A 13,675-nucleotide genomic window follows, 5' to 3' on the forward strand; every position below is an offset into this window, starting at 1 on the left:
GGTATGTTCTAAAGGAGTACGCATGGCTGTCTACAACTACGACGTAGTGGTATTGGGTTCCGGCCCAGCCGGAGAAGGTGCGGCGATGAATGCCGCCAAGGCGGGGCGCAAGGTCGCCATGGTCGACAGCCGTCGGCAAGTCGGCGGCAACTGCACTCACCTGGGCACAATTCCTTCCAAGGCATTGCGTCATGCGGTCAAGCAGATCATCCACTTCAACACCAACCCGATGTTCCGCGCCATTGGCGAGCCGCGCTGGTTTTCGTTTCCGGATGTGTTGAAGAACGCTGAAATCGTCATCTCCAAGCAAGTGGCCTCGCGTACTGGCTACTATGCCCGCAACCGTGTCGACGTGTTCTTCGGCACCGGCAGTTTTTCCGACGAAAACAGCATCGACGTGGTATGCGCCAACGGTGTCGTTGAGAAGCTGGTGGCCAATCAGGTCATCATTGCGACCGGCTCGCGCCCTTATCGTCCTGCCGATATCGATTTCAGCCACAAGCGTATCTACGATAGCGACACCATCCTCAGCCTCGGCCATACCCCGCGCAAGCTGATCATCTATGGCGCTGGCGTGATCGGTTGCGAATATGCCTCGATCTTCAGTGGTCTGGGTGTTCTGGTCGAACTGGTGGATAACCGCGACCAGTTGCTCAGCTTCCTGGATTCGGAAATTTCCCAGGCGCTGAGTTATCACTTCAGCAACAACAACGTGATGGTTCGCCATAACGAAGAGTACGAAAAGGTCGAAGGCCTGGATAACGGTGTGATCCTGCACCTCAAGTCCGGCAAGAAGATCAAGGCCGACGCCTTGCTCTGGTGTAATGGCCGTACCGGCAACACCGACAAGCTGGGGCTGGAAAACATCGGCCTGAAGGCCAACGGTCGTGGGCAGATCGAAGTCGACGAGAACTACCGCACCAGCGTTCCGACCATCTACGGCGCGGGCGATGTGATCGGCTGGCCGAGCCTGGCCAGTGCCGCTTATGACCAGGGTCGTTCGGCTGCGGGCAGCATGGTCGACAACGGTAGCTGGCGTTACGTCAACGACGTGCCGACCGGGATCTACACGATTCCCGAGATCAGTTCGATCGGCAAGAACGAACATGAACTGACCCAGGCCCGAGTGCCTTACGAAGTCGGCAAGGCGTTCTTCAAGGGCATGGCCCGTGCGCAGATTTCCGGTGAGCGGGTCGGCATGCTGAAGATCCTGTTCCACCGCGAAACCCTGGAAGTCCTGGGCGTGCATTGCTTCGGTGACCAGGCTTCGGAAATCGTGCACATCGGTCAGGCGATCATGAACCAGGAAGGCGCGGCGAATACCATCAAGTATTTCGTCAACACCACCTTCAACTACCCGACCATGGCCGAAGCCTATCGGGTAGCCGCCTACGATGGTCTGAACCGGCTTTTTTAAGCGGCTCCGGCCGGTGGCCTGAGCCGGCCGGGGAGACCGATTTCAGCGATTCTCGAGGGTGGCGCTGGCCAAACCGGGAAAGTCTGTAATCAGGCTGTCTACGCCGAAGTCGGCGAGCCTGCGCATCAGTGCAGGTTCGTTGACGGTCCATACCGACACATGCAGACCCTGGCGTTGTGCTTTCTGCAGGCGCTCCGGGGTACACAGCGTCCAGTTCAATGCCAGAATCCCGCAACCGTAATTCTGCGCGACCTTCAACGGATCGAGCCAGGCATATTCGGCAACCAGCCCACGGCTGATGTCCGGCGTCAGTTCCGCTGCGGCGCGCAAGACTTCGCGGGAGCTGGACGTGATGGTCACCTTGTCCAGCAGACCATGGCGCTGAACCATTTCGCGAATCGCCAGCACGGTATTCGCAGCGCGAGTGCGTGAAGCACTTTTGACTTCCAGTTGCCAGTGCTCGAAATCGCACTGCTCAAACAATTGCTCCAGACGCGGGATCGGGCATGGCGTGATCCAGCCGGGCCCCCCCTTGCGAGCGTCATAGGTCACCAGATCGGCAGCCACATGTTCATTGACCTTGCCGCGTCGATCCGTGGTGCGCTTGAGGGTCGGGTCGTGAATGACCATCAGCTCGCCGTCGCGGGACAGGTGCAGATCCAGTTCGCAGCGGCGTACGCCGTGCTTGAGGCATTCCTGAAAGCTGGTGAGAGTGTTTTCCGGTGCTTCGCCCTTGGCGCCGCGATGGCCGTAGATAAGGGTCACATTTACTCCTGGCCTTGAAGGCGCCAATTACATGTGTGTGAGGTGTGCAAAAGGAATGCGCTCAGGCCTTGGGCGGACTGTCCTGTTCCAGGGCCTGACGGCGTTGCTGGGCCTGGCGTTGCAGGACGTGGCGCGCCAGCAACTGACGCTGGGCGTCGGGCAGGTCGACGAATTCGGTGCCGATATCGAACTCGCCGTTTTCCAGAGTGTTGCAGTGAATGACAATGGCGCTCAGCATCAGGCCGGCAGCCTGGGGCATCAATACCATCTTGATCGACAGCTTCTCGCCGGGGCTGTAGCTCTGGTGTGAAGTAAACAGCAGGCCGCCCTCGGAAAGCTTCACCGGTTGCGGTGCGCCCAACTTGCCCAGGGCAGTATGGGCAACCACCCGGCCCAGCAGGTCGATGCGCTTGTTCAGCGACTTGAGAAAACTGTTCAGCACCCGGTCACGCTCGTCGAGCTGACGCAGCAGGTGCTGGGACTCGAACTCGCTGACATGCAGTTCGCTGAGCAGGTCGAACAGCGCCGAAGTGTCACGCATGGCTTCCTGGCTGGCCTGGTCTGCTAGAGACAGAGGGTTAATTTCCAGTGCGACGCTGTCTTCGATACGGTAGTATTCGCGGCGTTCTTCTTCATCTAATGTCGACATGGCGAACCCATGGTAGCTGCTGTGGTCAGAGAGTTTCGAGTGTAAAGCTGCACATCAAGGCCCGCCACACGGACGTCCCCATTCCTGCGAACAATTCCCTAATGTTCAGACCTCTTTTTGTTTTCATCGGCACACGTTACACCCGTGCAAAACGACGTAACCATTTTGTTTCCTTCATTTCCCTGACTTCCATCATCGGCCTGGCGCTTGGTGTAGTGGTGATGATAGTCGTGTTATCGGTCATGAATGGCTTCGATCACGAAATGCGTACCCGCGTGCTGGGCATGGTGCCCCACGCCACCATCGAATCCGGCGAACCGATCAGCAACTGGCAGGGTCTGGCCGCTAAGGTCCAGGAAAACCCGCAGGTTCTGGCGGTAGCGCCATTCACCCAGATGCAGGGCTTGCTGACCCATGAAGGCAAGGTCCAGAAGGTGCTGCTCAACGGTATTGACCCGGCGCAGGAGCGCAAGGTTTCGATCATCGACAACTTTGTCAAACAGGGCAAACTCGACAGCCTTGCACCCGGCAGTTTCGGCATCGTGATCGGCGACAAGGCCGCCACCAAGCTGGGAGTCGGCATCGGCGACAAGCTGACCTTCGTCGCTCCGGAAGTCACGCTCACGCCGGCCGGCATGTTTCCGCGCATGAAGCGTTTCGAGGTGGTCGGCATCTTTCACGTCGGTGCCGGCGAGCTGGATGGCTATCTGGGCCTGACCAACCTCGACGACCTGGGGCGTATGCACCGCTGGAAGCCTGAGCAGGTTCAGGGCCTGCGCCTTAAGTTCGACGACCTGTTCGCTGCGCCGCGTACTTCCTGGGAAATCGCCCAGAAGCTGGGCGAGAACAACTTCTACTCGCGTGACTGGACCCGCACCCACGGCAACCTGTATCAGGCGATCCGCATGGAAAAGGCCATGATCGGCCTGCTGTTGCTGCTGATCGTTGCAGTGGCGGCGTTCAACATCATTTCCACGCTGGTCATGGTGGTCAACGACAAGAAGGGCGATATCGCCATCCTGCGCACGCTGGGCGCCACCCCAAGACAGATCATGGCCATCTTCATGGTCCAGGGTTCGGTGATCGGTGTGGTCGGAACCGTGATAGGCGCGGCGGTGGGCATTCTCGCGGCGCTCAATGTCAGTTCGGCGATTTCGGCGCTAGAAGGTCTGCTCGGCCACAAGTTTCTCAATGCCGACGTCTATTTCATCGATTATCTGCCTTCGCAACTGATGGCCCAGGACGTGTTCCAGGTCTGCGGCGCTGCGTTGGTCCTGAGTTTCCTCGCCACCCTGTATCCAGCCTGGCGTGCGGCGCGCACCCAGCCTGCGGAGGCGTTACGTTATGAGTGAGTCGGGCATGTTGGACAAAGCAGTATTGAGTTGCCGCAACCTGGGTAAATCCTACGAGGAAGGCCCGGAATCGGTCGTGGTGTTGTCGGGTTTGCAGCTTGAGTTGCATCCGGGCGAGCGGGTGGCGATCGTCGGCAGTTCGGGGTCGGGCAAGAGTACCTTGCTCAACCTGCTCGGTGGCCTGGATACGCCTTCCGAAGGCAGCGTCTGGCTGGCCGGGGAAGAGCTGTCGGCGCTGGGTGAAAAGGCCCGTGGCCTGCTGCGCAACCGGGCGCTGGGTTTCGTTTACCAGTTCCACCATCTGTTGCCGGAGTTCACCGCTCTGGAGAACGTCTGCATGCCGCTGTTGATCGGCAGTACGCCGATCCCGGAAGCCCGCCAGCGCGCAACCGCCTTGCTGGAGCGCGTAGGCCTCGGCCATCGTCTGGCGCACAAACCGGCGGAACTGTCCGGTGGCGAGCGGCAGCGGGTGGCAATTGCCCGTGCGCTGGTCAACCAGCCAGGGCTGGTGATGCTCGATGAGCCGACCGGCAACCTCGATCATCACACGGGCCAGGGCATTCAGGACCTGATGCGTGAACTGAGCACTTCGTCGCGTACGGCGTTCCTGGTGGTGACCCACGACATGAACCTGGCCCGGCAGATGGACCGTATCCTGCGCCTGGAAGACGGTCGTCTGGTCGCAGGCTGATTGACCCGCCCCGACGCAAGCCATCGCGTCGGGGTCTTCACTTTTTTCTACGGTGCTCCGCGAATGTTCAGACCGTTATCCATCTTCATCGGCGCGCGCTACACCCGCGCAAAACGCCGCAAAAGCTTTATCTCTTTCATCTCGATGACCTCGATGATCGGTCTGGCGCTGGGCGTGCTGGCCATGATCGTGGTGTTGTCGGTGATGAACGGTTTCCAGCGGGAAATGAGCTCGCGGATTCTCGGCATGGTGCCGCATGCGGTGATTGCCGGGGTCAAGCCGGTGGACGACTGGAAACCGCTGGCCGAAGCGGCCTTGAAGAACCCGGAAGTCACGGCGGCCGTGCCGTTCACTGAAATGGAAGGCATGCTGTCCTACAAGGGCTCCATGCAGCCGATTCAGGTCAGCGGCGTCGATCCTGCGCTTGAGCATGAAGTCTCGATCGTGACCCGGCATATCACCCGCGGCAATCTGCAGGACCTGAAACCGGGCGAGTTCGGCGTGGTGCTGGGCGATATCACTGCCCGGCGCTTTCGCTTGAGCGTGGGTGACAAGCTGACCCTGATCGTCCCGGAAGTCAGCAACGCGCCGGGCGGCATCACGCCGCGTCTGCAGCGCCTGACCGTGGTAGGTGTGTTCAAGGTCGGCGCCGAGCTTGATGGCTCGATGGCGTTGATCAACATTGCCGATGCCGCGCAGATGCAGCGCTGGCAGCCCAATCAGGTGCAAGGCGTGCGTCTGGCCCTGAAAGACCTGTACAAGGCGCCGCAGGTATCGGCCGCCATTGCTACGGGGCTGGGCGCCGATTATCGTGCCGATGACTGGACCCACACTCAGGGCAGTCTGTTCAGCGCCATGAAAATGGAAAAGACCATGATAGGCCTGCTGTTGCTGATGATCGTTGCGGTGGCGGCGTTCAATATCATCGCGACCCTGATCATGGTGGTGAACGACAAGGGCGCGGACATCGCGATCCTGCGCACCATCGGCGCCACGCCGCGGCAGATCATGGCGATCTTCATGGTCCAGGGCACGGTGATCGGTATCGTCGGCACCCTGATCGGCGGCGTGCTTGGGGTGATCGCGGCCTTGAACGTCAGCAGTATCGTCGGCTGGTTCGAGCGGGTCAGCGGCCAGCACGTGTTCAGCTCCGATGTGTATTTCATCAGCAATCTGCCTTCCGAACTGCAAGGCGGGGATGTGTTGCTGATCTGCAGCGCCGGTTTCATTCTGAGCTTCCTGGCCACCATCTACCCAGCATGGCGCGCTGCGCAGGTTCAGCCGGCTCATGCATTGCGCTATGAATAAATTCACCCGTGAGGGAGCGAATTCATTCGCTAAGAGCGTGTAAATTCACAGGTCAGGTGTTGCCTGGAATGGCCTCTTCGCGCATGAATCCGCTCCTGCCGGGGGGCTGAACTCAATCAGAAAGCGCGTCACTCCCCCGGCTGATTCACACCTGATCGACCCGCCATGGGCACGGACAATCGATTGGCTGATTGCCAGTCCAAGCCCCGCATGTTCACTGCTCTCCTGACGCGCCGGATCAGCCCGATAGAAACGGTCGAACAGGCGCGACAGGGCTTCGGGTGCTATGTCAGTGCCATTGTTCTCCACGCTTAGCGCAACCCCGCTGGGCAATTCGTGCAGGTCGATCTTCACGTAGCCGCCTGCCTGGGTGAAGCGCAGGGCATTATCCAGCAGGTTGGAAAGCACCCGGCGCAGTAAAGTCCGGTCCCCATGCAGGGTCGCCTGGCCTTGCCGTGACAGGCCGATACGCTTTTCTTCTGCCAGTGGCGCAAAGAACTCCAGTACTACGTCGACTTCTTCTTGCAGCTCCAGCCTGTCAAATGTCGGCGTCAGCAGGCCGTGTTCGGCCTTGGCCAGAAACAACATGTCATTGACCATCTGCGCCATGCCTTGCAGCTCTTCGAGATTGCCCGCCAGCGCATCGCGATAGTCTTCAAGAGCGCGTGGTCGGGTCAGGGTCACCTGAGTGTGGGTCAGCAGGTTGGACAGGGGCGTGCGCAGCTCATGGGCAATGTCGGCGGAAAATGCCGACAGGCGCTGAAAGCCATCGTCCAGCCGGGCCAGCATGGCATTGAAGGCACGGGGCAGTTCGGCCAGTTCGCTGGGCATGCCGGTTTCCGGCAAGCGGGTGGTCAGGGAACTGGCGCAAACCCCGGCTGCGATGCGGCTCATGCGGTGCAGCGGCTTCAATCCGCTGCGCGTGGCCCAGGCACCCAGCAGCGCGGTGGCCAGTGCCGAAAGTCCGACGGTCAGCCAGATCAAATGCTGCATGCGTTGCAGGAAGTGCTGGTGATGTGTGATGTCCAGCAGCAGGGTGACCTGTGGCGAATTTGCCGACCCCGGCTGAAGAGGGGCCGTGAAGCTGCGATAGGCCGTCTGCTCGCTGTGCAGGTTATGCAGACCCGGACTCTGTTGGCGGGCTTGGGTCGTTGATGGTGTGCTGTCGAACCAGATCTGGCCGTCGGCGCTGCCGATACGTACGCTCAGGTCCGGCTGATGATGCAGGTCTGCAAGCAGGCGCACCTGACGTTCGTTGAACGCTTCACGTGTATCGACGCTGTGCAGGGTGCTGCGCAGAGTGCCCAGTCGTGCATCCAGCAGTTGTTGATCGAGTTCGACAAAGTGCGTGGCGCTGGCATGGTTGAACACTATCCCGGCAGTCAGCGACACCACGGCCGTACACGCGGCGAACAGCAATGCCAGGCGGCTGCGCAAGGAAAGTCGCTCAAGGCGCTGACGTACCGTCATGATTCGCGCTCTTCCAGCACATAGCCCATGCCGCGTACGGTGTGGATCAGCTTGTCGGGGAAATCATCATCGACTTTCAGGCGCAGACGGCGGATAGCGACCTCGATCACATTGGTGTCGCTGTCGAAGTGCATGTCCCAGACCTGCGAGGCCAGCAACGATTTGGGCAGTACTTCGCCCTGACGGCGCAGCAACAGCTCCAGCAGGGTGAATTCCTTGGCGGTCAGATCGATGCGCTTGCCACTGCGCTCGACCTGGCGGCGCATCAGGTCCAGACGCAGGTCGGCCACTTGCAGATGGGTTTGCGCAGCGCTGCCGTTACCTCTGCGCAGCAGGCTGCGGACTCTGGCCAGCAACTCGGAAAAGGCGAAGGGCTTGACCAGATAATCATCGGCGCCCAGTTCCAGGCCACGAACCCGATCCTCGATCGCATCCCGGGCGCTGAGGAACAGCACGGGCGTTTCCAGTCCCGCAGAGCGCACGGCCTCAAGAATCTGCCAGCCATCGCGGCCCGGCAGCATCACGTCGAGAATCAGCAGCGCGTAATCGCCGCTCAGCGCCAGGCTCTGGCCGATGGTGCCATCGTTTGCCAGCTCGGCATCGAAGCCGGCCTCGCTCAAGCCCTGATGCAGGTAATGACCGGTCTTCGGTTGATCTTCGACGATCAGTAATTTCATGGAGCTCTCATATGCATTGCAATCCGGGCTTTATAGCTCGCCAGCCAGTGCAAGTGTTGAAGCTGACAGCCTTGTAATCCAGGGCCAGCTCAGCCTGCGGCCGATATTGTCGCTGAAAGCCCGGTGCAAACCCTATAAACTTGCCGGGTTAATTCATGAGATTCCAGGTATCGCCATGCACCCCGCAGCCGAACACTCACCGCTGGGCAAGTCCAGTGAGTACATCGCCACCTACACGCCATCTTTGTTGTTTCCGATTCCGCGCGCTGCCAAGTGGGCCGAACTGGGGCTGACAGCTCAGACGTTGCCTTATCAGGGTGTCGATTTCTGGAATTGCTATGAGCTGTCCTGGCTGCTGCCGTCGGGCAAGCCGGTGGTGGCGATTGCCGAGTTCGCAATTCCGGCTGACTCGCCAAACATCATCGAATCCAAGTCCTTCAAGCTTTACCTCAACTCGCTGAACCAGACCTCGTTCGAGAGTAGCGATCAATTACAGGCGACGCTGGAGAAAGACCTGTCGGCAGCGGCCGGCAAGCCGGTAGGCGTGCGTATCAGCAGCCTGGCTGAAATCGAGAGTGAAGGTGTGGCGGGTTTGCCCGGCCAGTGCATCGACGAGCTGGATGTGAGCATCGCCAGCTACGACCATCCACAACCCGAACTGCTGCGCTGCGACGATTCGCGTATCGTCGAAGAAAGCCTGCACAGCCATCTGCTGAAATCCAACTGCCCTGTGACCAGTCAGCCGGACTGGGGCAGCGTGGTGGTGGAATATCGTGGCGCTGCGCTGGATCCTGCAAGCCTGCTGGCCTACATCGTCAGCTTTCGCCAGCATTCGGACTTCCACGAGCAGTGTGTGGAGCGGATCTTTCTCGACCTGCAACGCCTGCTCAAGCCTGAAAGGCTGACGGTCTATGCGCGCTATGTGCGGCGCGGCGGACTGGATATCAACCCGTATCGCAGCACCGAAGCCCTGCAAGTCGACAATCGCCGGTTGGCGCGGCAGTAGACAGAAAAGCCCGTCATCGTGACGGGCTTTTTCGTGATGGGATCAGATGCCGATATTGCCCAGGGTCTGCACGATATTGCGCAGGGTGCCGGCAATGGCGGGGTGCTCCAGCTCGAAGCGCTCCACAGCAAGGTTGACGCCATCCGACAGGCTCGCGTCCTGAGTGGCATTTTCCAGCTGAAGTCGGGTTTCGATCTGTGCCATCAATTCATGCAGATTGACGCGCTCGGCTTCGGAAAGCGGCGGGTTCTGCTCCAGTTGCTCGCGCAGGGTGTTGAGTTGTTCTTGCAGTTCGCGGGCAGGCATGGCGCGCTCCTTCTTTGATAGGTCTGTGTCATGGACTACTTCACAAGACGAAAGGTCCATGGAAACGTATCTGCGCATCGGTGATGCCGCGTTGAAAGCAGGCTCGCCTCACCTTCGCTCGAAACATTTCTTGCAGAGCTTAAGACTAATCCACTCCAGAGCGGGCTGCCTGATGTGTATCAGGGCTTTTCGCCTTTGCTGCGGCGCAAGGCAATATCGGCAAGGCAGGATTCCAGTTCGCCCAGATGGTCGATGACCGAATGCACGCCTTGCGCGTAGAGCGTGAGGGTGGCCTGGGCGCGGCGTTGTTCGCGCTCGATATCGCTCAAGGCCTGCCATTGCGTCGGTGACAGGCCGCACAGCGGTCCGCAGGAAGCCAGGCCGATGGTCCACAGCCCGGCATTCAGGCCCGATTGCAGCAGGCGCGGATCGCCGCTGATCAAAACGCAGCCGTCCAGTTGATTCACCTTCAGCGCCATCAGGGCCAGCCAGCAGGCGTCGGGTGCGGGCCATTTGGCGGTTGGGCGAGGTGCTGGAACAATCCATTCGCTGACCGTTGCTGCCAGCGTCTGGCTCAGATGCTCGGGCAACTCATCAAGCCATGCGCAAGGCATGCCCTGGCGACTGAGTAGTTGCAGAATGTTTCTTGCTCCGGGAGTCGTTACAGCCAGGTCCGGGTCTTTAGCGGCACTGTGTTCCTGTGCCCTGATGCCTGCCTGCGCCCCAAAGTCCACCAGACAGCCGCTAAGGCCGAAAAGCAGGGCAGGGAAGGCGGGTAGTGAGGTGGCGACCGGCGCGAGCATGGCGAACTCTCTGAAATACCCATGCACGCTACGGGGCTTATGTGACATTCAGATGAAGGTGGGGTGACGGTGTTTAATCTGCCATTGACTACCCAGTCTGTAAGATCTGACTTATTTTTGGCGGAACGCTTTATACTGCCCGTCCTTGCGTGTGGGTTCGCCGTAGCGCGTCATAATCTTGATCAGGAGTTTCAGCTATGCCCGTGATCGGTGCAGGCTTTGCCGGGCGTCTGGCTCGGATGGGTGTGTGTGTAGGGGTGGTGATGATGCCGGTGATGGCACAGGCCGCCGAGGAAGATCCGTGGGAAGGTGTCAATCGCGCCATTTTCCGTTTCAACGACACAGTCGATACCTACACCCTCAAGCCTATTGCGCAGGGCTATCAATACATAGCACCGCAATTCGTCGAGGACGGCGTCCACAACTTCTTCAATAACATCGGCGATGTCGGCAACCTGGCCAACAACATCCTGCAGGCCAAGCCCGCAGCGGCCGGTGTCGATACGGCGCGCCTTATCTTCAACACCACGTTCGGCCTGCTGGGTTTCATCGATGTCGGTACCCACATGGGGCTGCAGCGCAACGATGAAGACTTCGGTCAGACACTGGGTTACTGGGGTGTAGGAAGCGGGCCGTATGTTGTGCTGCCGCTGCTCGGCCCGAGCACCGTGCGCGATGCCCTGGCCAAATACCCGGACACCTATACCGAACCGTACACCTACATCAATCACGTACCGACCCGTAATACGATCCGCGGTGTGGATCTGGTCGATACCCGCGCGAGCCTGCTCTCGGCCGAGCGTCTGGTCAGCGGTGACAAATACACCTTCATCCGCAACGCCTACCTGCAGAACCGTGAGTTCAAGGTCAAGGATGGGCAGGTCGAAGACGATTTTTAATCGTTACAGCATGTGCATCCCTAACAGCAATGAAGGCGACCCAGGTCGCCTTTGTTGTATTTCGCAAAGCAGTTTTGTTTTCAACTCATCTCGATGATCGAAAGGCCGAGTTTCTGGCCGCCGTCTTCCAGATCGGTCAGCCATACGACTTCTGTCTGGGCCGACAAACCCGCGAGGGCCGGATGGTCCGAGTCGATGCTGACGCTGAGCTTGTCGCCGATCTTGAAGGAGCGTGGCGCCTGGACCTGCATGCCGCTGCTGGACAGGTCGATGCAGACTGCCGGAATCACCTGGCCTGCATGCAACAGGCTGATATCGGCATCGATCCGCATGCGAATGTAGTCTCGTTTTTCCTCGTAGCTGCGATCATTCTGGCCCATGTCTAATCCTTCATTTTGGTTGCTGATTTACCGGTTCTTATAACTCTCGGCGATTTGCGATGTAAAGACGCAAAGTGAGCAGGGTAGTACGCTTGAAACGCCCGTCGGATGGGAGTACCGTCTGCGCCTTGAAGGGCACCTCTGAAACCCGATCGCAGATCCGACTGCGGATCTGTCGTTGCAGAGAGGCTAGAAGCGAATCCAGTAAGCAGGTTCCGGCACGGCCGGGCCGCCTACACAACCTGACCTGGCGCCGTTTGCCCCCATGCCAAAAACCAGTGCCACGCTGCTGATTATCGATGACGACGACGTAGTGCGCGCGAGTCTCGCCGCCTATCTGGAAGATAGTGGCTTCAGCGTCCTGCAGGCGAATAATGGCCAGCAGGGAATACAGATATTCGAGACGCAAAAGCCGGATCTGGTCATTTGCGATCTGCGCATGCCCCAGATGGGCGGGCTGGAACTGATTCGTCAGGTGACCAGCCTTTCCTCTCAAACACCGGTCATTGTCGTGTCCGGTGCGGGTGTCATGAGCGATGCCGTCGAGGCCCTGCGTCTTGGCGCTGCCGATTATCTGATCAAGCCGCTGGAAGATCTGGCCGTTCTCGAACATTCCGTGCACCGCGCACTGGATCGTGCGCGCCTGCTCCAGGAAAACCAGAATTATCGCGACAAGCTGGAAACGGCCAACCGCGAGCTGGAGGCGAGCCTTCATCTGTTGCAGGAAGACCAGGATGCCGGTCGTCAGGTGCAGATGAACATGCTGCCGATCAGCCCATGGTCGATCGACGAGTTCCAGTTCGCCCACCAGATCATCCCGTCACTGTATCTGTCCGGCGACTTTGTCGATTATTTCCGGGTCGACGAACGGCGTGTGGCGTTCTATCTGGCCGATGTCTCGGGCCATGGTGCGTCTTCGGCGTTCATTACCGTGCTGTTGAAGTTCATGACCACCCGCTTGCTGTTCGAGTCCAAGCGTGGCGGCACCTTGCCAGAGTTCAAACCGTCGGATGTACTGGCGCATATCAACCGTGGGCTGATCAGCTGCAAGCTGGGCAAGCATGTAACCATGGTTGGCGGCGTCATCGACGAAGACAAGGGCATCCTAACCTACGCGGTTGGCGGCCATCTGCCGCTTCCGGTACTGTTCACGGGCGGCGAAGCGCGCTATCTGCAAGGTCGCGGCCTGCCTGTCGGGTTGTTCAATGAAGCGACTTACCAGGACCATGAGCTGGAACTGCCCGAGTCCTTCAGTCTGACGATGTTGTCTGATGGCATACTGGATCTTCTGCCCGGTGATACACTCAAGGAAAAGGAAGCGGTCTTGCCGGAAATGGTCAAGACAGCTGGTGGCAGCCTGGAAGGACTGCAGGAGGTTTTTGAATTGGCTACGCTAGGGGAGATGCCGGATGATATCGCCTTGTTAGTGTTACGCAGGAATCTTGAATGAGTACCGGTAGAATCCAGTTCGCCGAGCAAGAAGGCACCTTCGTCCTGAAGTTTGTGGGCGAGGTACGTCTGACGTTGTGTTCGGCCTTGGATGCGACAATCGAGAGAATCTTCACCGCGCTGAATTTTTCGGCTGTGGTGATCGACTTGACCGAAACCCGTAGCATCGACAGCACGACCCTCGGCCTTCTGGCCAAGCTGTCGATTCTGTCGCGTCAAAAGGTCGGCTTGCTGCCAACCCTGGTCACCACCCATGAAGACATCACGCGCTTGTTGCAGTCGATGGGCTTCGATCAGGTGTTCAATATCGTTGATCGCCCGATTCCGCGCCCTGAGTGCCTGACCGATCTGCCGTCGCAGGACCAGTGCGAAGAAGTGGTCAAGGCCAAGGTGCTGGAAGCGCACAAGATCCTGATGGGCCTGAACGACTCCAACCGTGAAGCGTTCCATGATCTGGTGAATGCCCTCGAAGGGCAGCGCTGACCGAGAATCCGTAGCTTGCC

At 59.3% G+C, this 13,675-nt stretch carries 15 protein-coding genes; 8 read left to right on the plus strand and 7 right to left on the minus strand.

Features of this window, described 5'->3' with window-relative positions; all coding sequences use genetic code 11:
- Nucleotides 1-22 precede the first annotated feature (22 nt).
- Entirely contained in the window at nt 23-1,417 is a 1,395-nt protein-coding gene (gene sthA / locus ALQ04_RS03135) for a Si-specific NAD(P)(+) transhydrogenase (RefSeq protein ID WP_122314398.1), read from the plus strand.
- A gap of 42 nt (nt 1,418-1,459) precedes the next feature.
- Here the strand turns inward: sthA and ALQ04_RS03140 are convergent, their stop codons facing one another.
- Both ALQ04_RS03140 and ALQ04_RS03145 read right to left on the minus strand, forming a co-directional pair.
- Nucleotides 1,460-2,182 carry a glycerophosphodiester phosphodiesterase gene (locus ALQ04_RS03140; protein ID WP_122314399.1) on the minus strand — a complete coding sequence of 241 codons (723 nt, stop codon included), beginning with the start codon at nt 2,180-2,182 and terminating at the stop codon, nt 1,460-1,462.
- A 61-nt stretch (nt 2,183-2,243) separates the two neighbouring features.
- The gene (locus tag ALQ04_RS03145) at nt 2,244-2,831 is read right to left on the minus strand and encodes a PilZ domain-containing protein (protein ID WP_122314400.1); all 588 of its coding nucleotides are present in this window, start codon (nt 2,829-2,831) and stop codon (nt 2,244-2,246) included.
- A 101-nt stretch (nt 2,832-2,932) separates the two neighbouring features.
- Here ALQ04_RS03145 and ALQ04_RS03150 point away from each other — a divergent pair, with 101 nt between their 5' ends.
- The 3 genes from ALQ04_RS03150 (at nt 2,933) to ALQ04_RS03160 (ending at nt 6,182) form a co-directional block, all read left to right on the plus strand.
- Nucleotides 2,933-4,183 (plus strand): lipoprotein-releasing ABC transporter permease subunit, encoded by a 1,251-nt coding sequence (locus ALQ04_RS03150; RefSeq protein ID WP_122314401.1) that lies wholly within the window; start codon nt 2,933-2,935, stop codon nt 4,181-4,183.
- Between the two features lie 7 nt (nt 4,184-4,190).
- Nucleotides 4,191-4,874, plus strand: a complete 684-nt coding sequence (lolD, locus tag ALQ04_RS03155) for a lipoprotein-releasing ABC transporter ATP-binding protein LolD (RefSeq protein ID WP_183142097.1) — start codon at nt 4,191-4,193, stop codon at nt 4,872-4,874.
- 63 nt (nt 4,875-4,937) lie between these two features.
- The gene (locus ALQ04_RS03160; RefSeq protein WP_122314440.1) at nt 4,938-6,182 is read left to right on the plus strand and encodes a lipoprotein-releasing ABC transporter permease subunit; all 1,245 of its coding nucleotides are present in this window, start codon (nt 4,938-4,940) and stop codon (nt 6,180-6,182) included.
- A 45-nt stretch (nt 6,183-6,227) separates the two neighbouring features.
- Here the strand turns inward: ALQ04_RS03160 and ALQ04_RS03165 are convergent, their stop codons facing one another.
- Together ALQ04_RS03165 and ALQ04_RS03170 are read right to left on the minus strand one after the other, a co-directional pair.
- Nucleotides 6,228-7,652 (minus strand): heavy metal sensor histidine kinase, encoded by a 1,425-nt coding sequence (locus ALQ04_RS03165; protein WP_122314403.1) that lies wholly within the window; start codon nt 7,650-7,652, stop codon nt 6,228-6,230.
- Nucleotides 7,649-8,329 (minus strand): heavy metal response regulator transcription factor, encoded by a 681-nt coding sequence (locus ALQ04_RS03170; protein ID WP_122314404.1) that lies wholly within the window; start codon nt 8,327-8,329, stop codon nt 7,649-7,651. Before ALQ04_RS03170 ends, ALQ04_RS03165 begins: the two co-directional genes overlap by 4 nt.
- Before the next feature lie 175 nt (nt 8,330-8,504).
- On the opposite strand from ALQ04_RS03170, the gene queF reads away from it, so the two are divergent.
- Nucleotides 8,505-9,335: an NADPH-dependent 7-cyano-7-deazaguanine reductase QueF gene (gene queF, locus ALQ04_RS03175; protein ID WP_122314405.1), complete on the plus strand. Its 831-nt coding sequence runs from the start codon at nt 8,505-8,507 to the stop codon at nt 9,333-9,335.
- A 42-nt stretch (nt 9,336-9,377) separates the two neighbouring features.
- Here queF and ALQ04_RS03180 read toward each other — a convergent pair whose 3' ends face one another.
- Complete coding sequence (locus ALQ04_RS03180; RefSeq protein ID WP_122314406.1) at nt 9,378-9,641, minus strand: DUF4404 family protein; 264 nt, start codon at nt 9,639-9,641, stop codon at nt 9,378-9,380.
- Nucleotides 9,642-9,820: 179 nt separating this feature from the next.
- Nucleotides 9,821-10,444 carry an HAD family phosphatase gene (locus ALQ04_RS03185; RefSeq protein WP_122314407.1) on the minus strand — a complete coding sequence of 208 codons (624 nt, stop codon included), beginning with the start codon at nt 10,442-10,444 and terminating at the stop codon, nt 9,821-9,823.
- Nucleotides 10,445-10,641: 197 nt separating this feature from the next.
- On the opposite strand from ALQ04_RS03185, the gene ALQ04_RS03190 reads away from it, so the two are divergent.
- Nucleotides 10,642-11,343, plus strand: coding sequence for a VacJ family lipoprotein (locus ALQ04_RS03190; RefSeq protein ID WP_122314408.1), 702 nt, complete (start codon nt 10,642-10,644; stop codon nt 11,341-11,343).
- Between the two features lie 80 nt (nt 11,344-11,423).
- Here ALQ04_RS03190 and ALQ04_RS03195 read toward each other — a convergent pair whose 3' ends face one another.
- Nucleotides 11,424-11,723 carry a PilZ domain-containing protein gene (locus ALQ04_RS03195; RefSeq protein ID WP_122314409.1) on the minus strand — a complete coding sequence of 100 codons (300 nt, stop codon included), beginning with the start codon at nt 11,721-11,723 and terminating at the stop codon, nt 11,424-11,426.
- Between the two features lie 265 nt (nt 11,724-11,988).
- Here ALQ04_RS03195 and rssB point away from each other — a divergent pair, with 265 nt between their 5' ends.
- Together rssB and rssC are read left to right on the plus strand one after the other, a co-directional pair.
- A complete protein-coding gene (rssB, locus tag ALQ04_RS03200; RefSeq protein ID WP_122314410.1) occupies nt 11,989-13,173 on the plus strand; it encodes a two-component system response regulator RssB in 1,185 nt (394 codons plus the stop codon).
- Complete coding sequence (gene rssC, locus ALQ04_RS03205; RefSeq protein WP_004881040.1) at nt 13,170-13,655, plus strand: anti-sigma factor antagonist RssC; 486 nt, start codon at nt 13,170-13,172, stop codon at nt 13,653-13,655. Before rssB ends, rssC begins: the two co-directional genes overlap by 4 nt.
- Nucleotides 13,656-13,675: the final 20 nt, after the last annotated feature.

The organism is Pseudomonas cichorii (genome assembly GCF_003700275.1).
Classification (GTDB): domain Bacteria; phylum Pseudomonadota; class Gammaproteobacteria; order Pseudomonadales; family Pseudomonadaceae; genus Aquipseudomonas; species Aquipseudomonas cichorii_B.

Bases quoted from the DNA above. Each gene is read 5' to 3' on its own strand.
- sthA (WP_122314398.1), top strand. From the start codon at position 23: ATGGCTGTCTACAACTACGACGTAGTGGTATTGGGTTCCGGCCCAGCC.
- ALQ04_RS03145 (WP_122314400.1), bottom strand. From the start codon at position 2,831: ATGTCGACATTAGATGAAGAAGAACGCCGCGAATACTACCGTATCGAA.
- ALQ04_RS03150 (WP_122314401.1), top strand. From the start codon at position 2,933: ATGTTCAGACCTCTTTTTGTTTTCATCGGCACACGTTACACCCGTGCA.
- lolD (WP_183142097.1), top strand. From the start codon at position 4,191: ATGTTGGACAAAGCAGTATTGAGTTGCCGCAACCTGGGTAAATCCTAC.
- ALQ04_RS03160 (WP_122314440.1), top strand. From the start codon at position 4,938: ATGTTCAGACCGTTATCCATCTTCATCGGCGCGCGCTACACCCGCGCA.
- ALQ04_RS03165 (WP_122314403.1), bottom strand. From the start codon at position 7,652: ATGACGGTACGTCAGCGCCTTGAGCGACTTTCCTTGCGCAGCCGCCTG.
- ALQ04_RS03170 (WP_122314404.1), bottom strand. From the start codon at position 8,329: ATGAAATTACTGATCGTCGAAGATCAACCGAAGACCGGTCATTACCTG.
- queF (WP_122314405.1), top strand. From the start codon at position 8,505: ATGCACCCCGCAGCCGAACACTCACCGCTGGGCAAGTCCAGTGAGTAC.
- ALQ04_RS03180 (WP_122314406.1), bottom strand. From the start codon at position 9,641: ATGCCTGCCCGCGAACTGCAAGAACAACTCAACACCCTGCGCGAGCAA.
- ALQ04_RS03185 (WP_122314407.1), bottom strand. From the start codon at position 10,444: ATGCTCGCGCCGGTCGCCACCTCACTACCCGCCTTCCCTGCCCTGCTT.
- ALQ04_RS03190 (WP_122314408.1), top strand. From the start codon at position 10,642: ATGCCCGTGATCGGTGCAGGCTTTGCCGGGCGTCTGGCTCGGATGGGT.
- ALQ04_RS03195 (WP_122314409.1), bottom strand. From the start codon at position 11,723: ATGGGCCAGAATGATCGCAGCTACGAGGAAAAACGAGACTACATTCGC.
- rssB (WP_122314410.1), top strand. From the start codon at position 11,989: ATGCCAAAAACCAGTGCCACGCTGCTGATTATCGATGACGACGACGTA.
- rssC (WP_004881040.1), top strand. From the start codon at position 13,170: ATGAGTACCGGTAGAATCCAGTTCGCCGAGCAAGAAGGCACCTTCGTC.